Source organism: Aphanizomenon sp. UHCC 0183, assembly GCF_009712065.1.
Classification (GTDB): Bacteria; Cyanobacteriota; Cyanobacteriia; order Cyanobacteriales; family Nostocaceae; genus Dolichospermum; species Dolichospermum heterosporum.
Window position 1 is genome coordinate 33,886 of sequence record NZ_VILC01000033.1, and the last position, 8,727, is coordinate 42,612.

Annotated in this window: 10 protein-coding genes and 2 tRNA genes; 6 read left to right on the plus strand and 6 right to left on the minus strand. The window is 39.5% G+C overall.

What is annotated here, in order from left to right:
• Positions 1 to 204: 204 nt before the first annotated feature.
• Positions 205 to 278: transfer RNA gene (locus tag FJR37_RS13285), tRNA-Pro, on the minus strand.
• A 122-nt stretch (positions 279 to 400) separates the two neighbouring features.
• Positions 401 to 766, minus strand: a complete 366-nt coding sequence (locus FJR37_RS13290; protein WP_039203124.1) for a DUF1818 family protein — start codon at positions 764 to 766, stop codon at positions 401 to 403.
• 266 nt (positions 767 to 1,032) lie between these two features.
• Between FJR37_RS13290 and recA the strand changes: the two genes are divergently transcribed.
• A complete protein-coding gene (gene recA / locus FJR37_RS13295) occupies positions 1,033 to 2,109 on the plus strand; it encodes a recombinase RecA (protein WP_039203125.1) in 1,077 nt (358 codons plus the stop codon).
• A 491-nt stretch (positions 2,110 to 2,600) separates the two neighbouring features.
• Here the strand turns inward: recA and FJR37_RS13300 are convergent, their stop codons facing one another.
• From FJR37_RS13300 to FJR37_RS27750, 3 genes are all read right to left on the minus strand, one after another.
• Positions 2,601 to 3,236 (minus strand): HAD-IA family hydrolase, encoded by a 636-nt coding sequence (locus FJR37_RS13300; RefSeq protein WP_039203126.1) that lies wholly within the window; start codon positions 3,234 to 3,236, stop codon positions 2,601 to 2,603.
• A complete protein-coding gene (gene queG, locus FJR37_RS13305; RefSeq protein WP_168466233.1) occupies positions 3,211 to 4,185 on the minus strand; it encodes a tRNA epoxyqueuosine(34) reductase QueG in 975 nt (324 codons plus the stop codon). Before queG ends, FJR37_RS13300 begins: the two co-directional genes overlap by 26 nt.
• Positions 4,186 to 4,291: 106 nt before the next feature.
• Positions 4,292 to 4,492: a hypothetical protein gene (locus tag FJR37_RS27750; protein ID WP_039203174.1), complete on the minus strand. Its 201-nt coding sequence runs from the start codon at positions 4,490 to 4,492 to the stop codon at positions 4,292 to 4,294.
• A gap of 268 nt (positions 4,493 to 4,760) precedes the next feature.
• Here FJR37_RS27750 and pgsA point away from each other — a divergent pair, with 268 nt between their 5' ends.
• The 3 genes from pgsA to FJR37_RS13325 all read left to right on the plus strand — a co-directional run bounded on the left by pgsA (position 4,761) and on the right by FJR37_RS13325 (position 6,840).
• Entirely contained in the window at positions 4,761 to 5,273 is a 513-nt protein-coding gene (gene pgsA, locus FJR37_RS13315) for a CDP-diacylglycerol--glycerol-3-phosphate 3-phosphatidyltransferase (RefSeq protein ID WP_039203128.1), read from the plus strand.
• A gap of 258 nt (positions 5,274 to 5,531) precedes the next feature.
• A complete protein-coding gene (locus FJR37_RS13320; protein WP_039203129.1) occupies positions 5,532 to 6,116 on the plus strand; it encodes a Uma2 family endonuclease in 585 nt (194 codons plus the stop codon).
• A 175-nt stretch (positions 6,117 to 6,291) separates the two neighbouring features.
• Positions 6,292 to 6,840, plus strand: coding sequence for a hypothetical protein (locus FJR37_RS13325; RefSeq protein ID WP_268812087.1), 549 nt, complete (start codon positions 6,292 to 6,294; stop codon positions 6,838 to 6,840).
• A gap of 213 nt (positions 6,841 to 7,053) precedes the next feature.
• On the opposite strand, the gene FJR37_RS13330 is transcribed toward FJR37_RS13325, so the two are convergent.
• Positions 7,054 to 7,126 (minus strand) — tRNA-Val (locus tag FJR37_RS13330).
• A gap of 156 nt (positions 7,127 to 7,282) precedes the next feature.
• Between FJR37_RS13330 and FJR37_RS13335 the strand changes: the two genes are divergently transcribed.
• Both FJR37_RS13335 and mazG read left to right on the plus strand, forming a co-directional pair.
• On the plus strand, positions 7,283 to 7,867 hold the full coding sequence (locus tag FJR37_RS13335) for a metal-binding protein (RefSeq protein WP_168466234.1): 585 nt from the start codon (positions 7,283 to 7,285) through the stop codon (positions 7,865 to 7,867).
• A gap of 4 nt (positions 7,868 to 7,871) precedes the next feature.
• Complete coding sequence (gene mazG / locus FJR37_RS13340) at positions 7,872 to 8,672, plus strand: nucleoside triphosphate pyrophosphohydrolase (protein WP_039203132.1); 801 nt, start codon at positions 7,872 to 7,874, stop codon at positions 8,670 to 8,672.
• The last annotated feature ends 55 nt before the right edge of the window (positions 8,673 to 8,727 follow it).

Below are 8,727 nucleotides of genomic sequence, written 5' to 3' on the forward strand. Positions count from 1 at the left end.
AATCATCAAGGACGGGCAAGGATGCCCATCCCACAAAATTGGATCATTTTTTTGTGGAGTTCTCTTAGCCCTCTCATCGCTTGCGGGGAGGGCGTTGGGTGTGGGGTTCTTGTTCCGGGTTTGATGACAATTTGCTGTAAATTACTAGTTAGGAAAAAGGAGACAAGAGGAAGAAAAGGAACTCTAATTGAAAGTTCCCGTCAATCGGAACGTAGGGATTTGAACCCTAGACCTCCACTACCCCAAAGTGGCGCGCTACCAAGCTGCGCTACGTCCCGTAAATGTGAACTTGAGATTTTAGACTTTTGGCGTGGGGATGATTCCAAATGTGCGAATCTAAAATTAATTAAGTCACTCTCCTGAATATATCACAAGATCAAGAAAAATAGCAAGGGGTGATTCAAAAAACTTTTAACATTCCGACGGCTGGCAACAATTCAGCTACGGCTGAAGCCTCCCATTTACCTTCTGTCCCCCGTCCTGTATTGAGGATGAAGCGCAGATTGTAGGCATGAGCATAACCTTCCACCTCCATCCATAATAAATCACTTTCGGCTTCACAGGCAATTTTTTCCTCATCCATTAATTCTGTAGCTAGATGCTTCATGGTATCTGCAAGCTGATTAAATAGACGACAAAATTCGTTTAATTCTGCTTCGGTTAATTCTATCGCCCAATCTTCTGTGCCGACTAAGCCTTTAAATTCTGGTGCATCTGGATTCCAGCCTATGCGCCAACCAGTGCCGCTTTTGATGACTCGTTCCATACTGATTTATGCTCAAACTGCTGCTATTAATTGTGAAAATTATACCAGTTGGCTTTACCGATGGCGATAGATAGCAAGCCGATACAGTTAGTCTTTCACAATCTTAAATCTAAAATGCTATAATTTTTCAGCGATCGCCTTAGGATCTTGGCAAACATAATTTTGTAAACATTCCTAATTGGCATACTTTCCGGTTAGGATAGTATATCCGTTCTATTAAAACTCCTGTCCAGTAATTTTGGAAAATCCTATACTTAGAGGCAAAAATGGCAGCTAATACTGAGACTTCTGGCAAGCAAAAAGCGTTAAATATCGTACTTGGACAAATTGAGCGCAGTTTCGGAAAGGGAGCAATTATGCGCTTAGGTGATGCCACCCGGATGAAGGTAGAAACAATATCCACCGGGGCGCTCACTCTAGATTTAGCCTTGGGTGGTGGTTTACCCAAAGGACGGGTAATCGAAATCTACGGACCAGAAAGTTCTGGTAAAACTACTATTGCCCTCCATGCCCTCGCAGAAGTGCAAAGAAATGGTGGTATAGCGGCATTTGTAGACGCTGAACACGCATTAGACCCCACCTACGCCGCTGCATTGGGTGTAGATATTGATAACTTACTTGTTTCTCAACCAGACAATGGTGAATCAGCATTAGAAATAGTTGATCAACTTGTGCGTTCTGCGGCTGTTGATATCGTTGTCATTGACTCCGTTGCTGCTTTAGTCCCCCGCGCCGAAATTGAAGGGGATATGGGGGATATTCACGTAGGTTTACAAGCTCGGTTAATGAGCCAAGCTTTACGGAAAATCACTGGTAATATTGGTAAATCTGGATGCACGGTTCTTTTTATTAACCAGTTACGGCAAAAAATCGGTGTCACCTATGGTAGTCCTGAAACGACAACGGGTGGTAACGCGCTCAAATTTTACGCTTCTGTGCGCTTGGATATTCGCAGAATTCAAACTTTGAAAAAAGGAACTGATGAATTTGGCAACCGTGTCAAAGTCAAAGTAGCTAAAAATAAAGTGGCACCACCTTTTAGAATTGCCGAATTTGACATTATCTTTGGTAAGGGTGTTTCTACCATTGGTTGTTTAGTGGATATAGCTGAAGAAACTGGTGTTCTTTTGCGTAAAGGTGCTTGGTATAGCTACAGTGGTGAAAACATTTCCCAAGGTAGAGATAACGCGATTAAGTATTTAGAAGAAAAACCAGAATTTGCTGCCAAAATTAAAGAACAGGTTCTGGAAAAACTCGATAAAGGGGCTGTAGTTTCTGCTAATTCTGTAGTTCAACCCCATGATGTTGAGGAGGAAGAAGAGATTGAGTTAGAAGAGGAATAAACAATATTAGGGACAATTCAATAAGTTGTCCCTACGCCTTTTTTAAGTTTATTCAAGTTTGAAAATATATTCAGAGGCTTCAATTAGTCTAGTACAGCATGGCGTAAATAAGCCAACCATTCTCAATCGCTAAAGAGCTTATGACCTATTATTTTTGACTTTTGACTTTTGACTTTTGACTTCCGCCTTGCGGTGCTAGTACAGCAGGGCGCAAATAAACCAACCATTTTTAATAGCCATTACGGGTTGGGGTAAATAAATTTCATGCTGTTATTGATGAATCGTTTTTGGGCGCAGACCCTGCGCCCCTACTTTCTGAATTTTTCATGGTCAGAATCTATTAGTACAGCTTGGCGTAAATAAGATGACTATTAAAAGATCCGAAAATTTGATTGCTTACAAGGCTTGAAAATGGTTCATTCACTTACGCCGCACGGTACTAGAAACTTTCTTAGTATAGAAGGTCTTATGATTTATTTTTTGGAGTTCCCTTAACAGCTTTTAATTACAGCCAATAATTCACTGGGATGATGAATTAAAAAATCTGGATTTTGTTTGCTGAGGGCTTCGGAAGAATTAAAACCCCAACTGACAGCAATAACTTTAATATTGGCTTTTTTAGCAGATTCTATGTCTCTAGTTTCATCACCGACATAAATTACTGCTTCAGGTTTGAAATGTTTTTGTCGCAACACATTATTAATAATTGTGGTTTTACCAAAAATAGTTACTCCTGAATAAATAAAGTCAAACAAATAATCTAAGTTATGACATTTAAGAAATTGATTGACGTTTTCTTGAGAGTTAGAGGTAATAATTCCCAGTTGATAACCTTGATTGTGGAGTTCTATTAATGCGGTATTAATTCCCTCAATAGGTTTTAATTCTGGGATTTTGTGTTTTAATTCTCCTTTTACTTTTTTAACCATAAAAGGAATTTTGAATAGGGAAACACCAGAATATTTAATAATTTCTTTGGCTGTTAAATTTCTCAATAGGACTAGTTCTTGCGAATTAATCGGCACATATCCAAATTCCAAGGCTAAACGATTGGCAATAGTTACAAGAGCATCTACTGTATCAGCAATCGTCCCATCGAAATCAAAAATTATTACTTTCTGGGTCATTATTATGCCTGGATTTATCAAGATTAGCGCGAGCATTACGTCGTAACATTTCTGGTTTAATGCGTCGCAAGGCTGATGCTGTGAATCTTTTATCCCACTCCTCGTTTGATATTTGGGCTAATTCTACCAGCTTTGGGGCTAAGTTTCCAGGATAGGGTTGAAAATCCTTGACATTAGTTGCTTGAGCAAATCGCTGATTCCAAGGACAAATATCTTGACAAATATCACAACCTGCTACCCATCCTTGTAAATTGGGTGTGATGTCTGCGGGGAGTTCTTCGGCGCGGTTTTCAATGGTATGATAGGCAATGCAGCGATTAGCATCCACGATAAAGGGTTCGGTAATTGCACCTGTCGGACAGGCTTGCAAACAACGAGTACAGGTGCCACAATGTTGGGTAGATGGGCGATCGCTTTCTAGTTGCAGATTGGTTAATATTTCTGCCAAGAACACCCAAGAACCGTATTTTCTGGTAATCACATTCCCGTTTTTAGCAATCCAACCAATGCCGGCTTTTTGCGCCCAGACTTTATCTTGAACTGGCCCTGTATCTGCATAATAACGGGCTTTGACATTTTCGCCCAGGGATTCTAGCCAATTGGCTAGTTCTTTGAGCTTTTTGTGGATGACTTTATGATAATCTCGACCCCAGGCATAACGGGAAATTTTGCCATATTCATCCCCCTGGGGACGTTGATGGGGGGTATAATAATTTAAGGCTACAGATATGAGCGATCGCACTTCTGGCATCACTAAATTAATATCCTCACGCTTGGGATTTTTCATCCATTCCATGTCAGCGTGATAACCCATTTTTAACCAAGCTTGCAATTTTTCTGTCTCTGTCTTCTCTAAATCACCGACAGCAGCAATCCCTACTTCGTGAAATCCCAATTCTTTGGCTTTTGCTTTGACTGCTGCGCTGTCTATTGAGATATATTCATTCATTTTTAACTATTATTGATTTTATGACGATGGTAATATTTTGAGTGGGTTATCTATTGTTAACCCACTATTTTAACTGATTTCAATAACTTCTTACTCAAAATTCTCTTTAAGAATCTTCTGGAAACACCCATTTTGGGGGTTCTGTCATTTTTTTCCGCAATCTTTCTTCAGCTATTTCTAGCATTTTGTCTAAAGAAGTTTCTTCGATGAATTTTGAAGCTGATTCTCGATACTCAATATTGGGACATTGATCACCTAAAACACACCCGTTGATACAGGCTTCAGCACAGTTAATTTTTTGTTCCACCATCAATTCCTCTCTAATGTGGGTGTTTTTATTTTGTAAATAAATTTTACAACAACACTTGGTAAGTGTAATTCGGGTGCGTCTTTCCAGTAACTCTTTCATCACGCTTTTAAAGTTGGGGGATAAGTGCTGCACCACTATCAGCATAGCACGCATATAATCAATACTTTTAAGGTTCAGAGTTACATATCTTGATAACGTATCCCATGTTGGGGGATATTAGTAGCTAACCTATATAATTAGTGTTGGTTTGTAATTTTAACTTGTGATGACTCTACCTAACTGGATTACTTTTTCTCGACTGCTGGGAATACCTTTTTTACTTTATGGTTTATATAATCCCACAAATGAAGCCAAATGGATATGTTTAACTATATTTTTAATTGCGGCTTTAACTGATTGGTTAGATGGATATTTAGCCAGAAAACTCAACCAAATTAGCGAATTAGGTAAATTTCTTGATCCTTTAGTAGATAAATTATTGGTACTTGCACCATTATTAGTATTAGTAGAATTAGGAAAAATCCCAGCTTGGGCAGTGTTCATAATTTTAGCACGGGAATTAGCGATCGCAGGTTGGCGAGTTAATCAAACCACCATCACCGGGGCAAATATTTGGGGTAAACTGAAAACAGTTAGTCAAATAATTGCCATATCTTTACTAATTGCCCCCTTATCACCAACTTGGCAAATTCCGGTTTTAATTACCTTTTGGATATCTGTAATATTGACAATTGTTTCAGGAGTCATTTATCTAATTCCTCAAAAAATTAGCGAGTAAAATCAAAGTAGAGCAAATTAAATGTCGAAGATAAGTAGGTTGGCGTTAAAAATTGTCGTTGGGGCAAGGGAACAGGGAACAGGGAACAGGATAAAATAAAAGTAAGTAGGTTAGCATTGGAAATCGTCGTTATGGCAAGGCAAGAGGCAATCATGCAAGAGGCAAGAGTGAAGAGGGTTTGGGCGATTTTACTTTTCTTTACACAGATTGGTTTTATTGTGTTCACCTACTTATTACCCATTACCAATTATAAAGAAAATGATTGCCGCTAAAGACAACAACCCCCACCTAACCCCCGAAGAATACTTTGCATGGGAAGAACAGCAACTAGAAAAACATGAATATATCAACAGTCAAGTTTACGCCATGAGCGGCGGTAGCATCAATCATGGTCGTATCGCCATCCGCTTTACTGTCATGTTTGACAGCCACCTAGAAAATACAGGCTGTATCACTGGAAATTCTGATATCAAAGTTAAGATTGTCGGCACTAATAACTACACCTACCCAGATGTTAGCGTCACCTGCGACGAACGGGACAAAATCAGCACCCAATATATTACCTACCCCTGCTTAATTGTTGAAGTTCTTTCCAAAAGTACCGAAGCCTATGACAGAGGTGGTAAATTTAGAATGTATCAAAATAACCCAGCTTTAATAGATTATCTGCTAGTCAGTTCCACCAGTATGGAAATTGACATTTATCACAAAAATGATGCAGGAGACTGGTTAATTATCAACTACAAACCAGGTGACACCATCCAACTTAAAAGCATTAATCTTAACTTTCCCCTTGAACAAATCTATCGCGGTTTAAATCTTGAACCAGAGAATGGGGAATAACAAAAGCATTACCTACTATCTATAGGACTCTAATCACAGAGCCAAAATTAGACCGAGAATTTTTTGAAAATCCCCACCGAATTTCTCTAATTGTAGATTGGATTATTGCCAACCATCACCGTAAAACCCACGACATAAAATTTTTTCCGACACCAACGCTAAGGAAGAAATTTTTATTGAACCCTACGAATATTACATTGAGAAATTTAATGTCGGGGTACAAGAACTCAGAGCGATCGCCACTATTCCCAACGATGTCAATAAACTAATTAGTGAAGAGGAGCAAGTTGAGTTTGTTAAAGCCTTTCGTAATCTTATCCGCCTATTGAATGTTAGTAAATCATTTACTGAGTTTAGTTTTTCCGACTTAAATCTGGATGAACAAACCTTTGAAGATTATAAAAGCAAATATCTGGACATCTATGACAAAACGCGACCCAAACCCGATAAAGAAAAGGAATCTATGCTTGAGGAAGTTGATTTTGAATTAGAACTGATCCACAGAGATGAAATTAATGTTACTTATATTCTTGAGCTTTTGGGCAAACTCCAGCGCGACAATGATGCTACGCAGGAAGATTACCAAAATCAGAAAGCCTATATCCTTGAGATAATCTTCAGTATCTGCGGAATGTGGGATACAAACAAGTCTGTGCTGCTTTTTATGATGCACGACGTGAGCTTGGTTTGTAAGGAATGTGAATTAAATAAGGTGCAAAAGTAGGGTGTGTTAGCGACAGCGTAACGCACCATTCCAGGTTACATCAGAATTGCAGGTTATTAAATTTGCGTTCCTAAGCTGTTATAGTTTCACCTGCTAGCTTCAAAAACTAAACCCATGACTTCGCTGGACTAAATCGTAAGCATAAGCTTACCATCTCGGCAAAGACATGGGTAAAGTCACAAAGACGTAATTAGTCAGAGATAACGGATAAAATGGGCAGTACCAGACTCGAACTGATGACATCCTGCTTGTAAGGCAGGCGCTCTACCAACTGAGCTAACCGCCCGTTTCTTTCACTTAATCAATATAGCATAGCCTTTCTAAATTTTGCAAGTCTTTTGAGAAAAATTTTTTTGCTGGATGGAAAAGGCTGATGGGAATGGAATTGAGCTATACTGACTCAGGATTTCACTTTTAATTTTATATTTTTAATTTTCCGAAGATGCCCTCTGGTCAAACGCACGATCGCATTACTATTTGGTCTATGCCTGTGGTCGCGGGTGTAACGCTAATTTCCACTCACAGCAGTAATATGACTTTGTTGGTGGCGGGTGGGTTTATGTTTGGGGGGCTGATGTTTGGTCCTGATTTAGATATTTACTCCCGTCAATTTCAGCGGTGGGGTTTTCTGCGGTGGATTTGGCTACCTTATCAAAAAAGTCTGCGACATCGCTCTTTTTTATCTCACGGTCCGATTATTGGCACAACTTTACGGGTGGTGTATCTGACGACTTTTTTGGCGTTGGTGGCGATTGTGGTTGTGATGATTTTCACCAAGTTGGGAAATGTGGCTTGGAATTGGGGAGAACTGTGGGGGACTGTGGGGAAGACCATCTATATGTATTATCGAGAATTTTTTGCCCTCTTTGTCGGCTGTGAACTCGGTGCAATGAGCCATTCTTGCAGTGATTGGACTGTTTCTGGTTATAAGCGCTTTCAAAAACAGGGTATTCAAGGTTTACTCCCTCGTGGCAAAATTAAGAAACGTAAAGTTAGCCCCGGTCGTCGCAGTGTCAAAAAGCGGTAAAAAGATGGAAATTAATCAGACTTTAGAGGCGTTACAAGAGTTAATAAATGTGGTGGCGAAATTGCGATCGCCTGATGGTTGTCCTTGGGATTTAGCACAAACCCCATCAAGTCTAACTCCCTATGTAATTGAAGAGGCTTATGAGGTAGTAGACGCGATTCAAACTGGGGATAAACAGGCTATTGCTGAAGAATTAGGTGATTTATTATTACAAGTAGTATTACAGGCGCAAATTGCCCGTGAAGCGGGTGATTTTTCTCTGCAAGAAATCGCTGAGGGTATTTCTCAAAAGTTAATACGTCGTCATCCTCATGTATTTGCTGATGTGACTGTGGCAAATATGGAAGAGGTACACAAAAATTGGGAAACCATCAAAGCAGCGGAAAAAGGAGAAACTGTAGAAGAGCAAAAACTCAGTGATAAATTGAATCGTTATCGTCGCAGTCTTCCGCCATTAAATGCAGCTATGAAGATATCTGAAAAGGCGGCTAAGGTTGGTTTTGAGTGGAATAATGTAGATGAAGTTTGGGGCAAATTTCATGAAGAGTTAGGGGAATTTCAACAAGCTTTAGCTGAGGAAACCAAAGAAAGACAAGAATCCGAATTAGGTGATTTACTATTTGCCATTATTCAAATTGCCAGATGGCATAAACTTGATCCTAGTGCGGGTTTACAAGGGACAAGTCAGCGATTTATTCAAAGGTTACAAAAAATGGAGGATGTGATTGAACGTCCGTTGACAGATTATAGTTTAGAAGAATTAGATGCCCTGTGGCAAAAGGCTAAAGCCCAACTTGGTCACTAGGTGCTAAATAGCAATTGGTGATATAAAAGAAGGTTTTTTAGGTTGCCAAGTATAG

Coding starts and splice junctions, on each gene's coding strand:
- FJR37_RS13290 (WP_039203124.1), bottom strand. CDS start 766: ATGGAACGAGTCATCAAAAGCGGCACTGGTTGGCGCATAGGCTGGAAT.
- recA (WP_039203125.1), top strand. CDS start 1,033: ATGGCAGCTAATACTGAGACTTCTGGCAAGCAAAAAGCGTTAAATATC.
- FJR37_RS13300 (WP_039203126.1), bottom strand. CDS start 3,236: ATGACCCAGAAAGTAATAATTTTTGATTTCGATGGGACGATTGCTGAT.
- queG (WP_168466233.1), bottom strand. CDS start 4,185: ATGAATGAATATATCTCAATAGACAGCGCAGCAGTCAAAGCAAAAGCC.
- pgsA (WP_039203128.1), top strand. CDS start 4,761: ATGACTCTACCTAACTGGATTACTTTTTCTCGACTGCTGGGAATACCT.
- FJR37_RS13320 (WP_039203129.1), top strand. CDS start 5,532: ATGATTGCCGCTAAAGACAACAACCCCCACCTAACCCCCGAAGAATAC.
- FJR37_RS13335 (WP_168466234.1), top strand. CDS start 7,283: ATGCCCTCTGGTCAAACGCACGATCGCATTACTATTTGGTCTATGCCT.
- mazG (WP_039203132.1), top strand. CDS start 7,872: ATGGAAATTAATCAGACTTTAGAGGCGTTACAAGAGTTAATAAATGTG.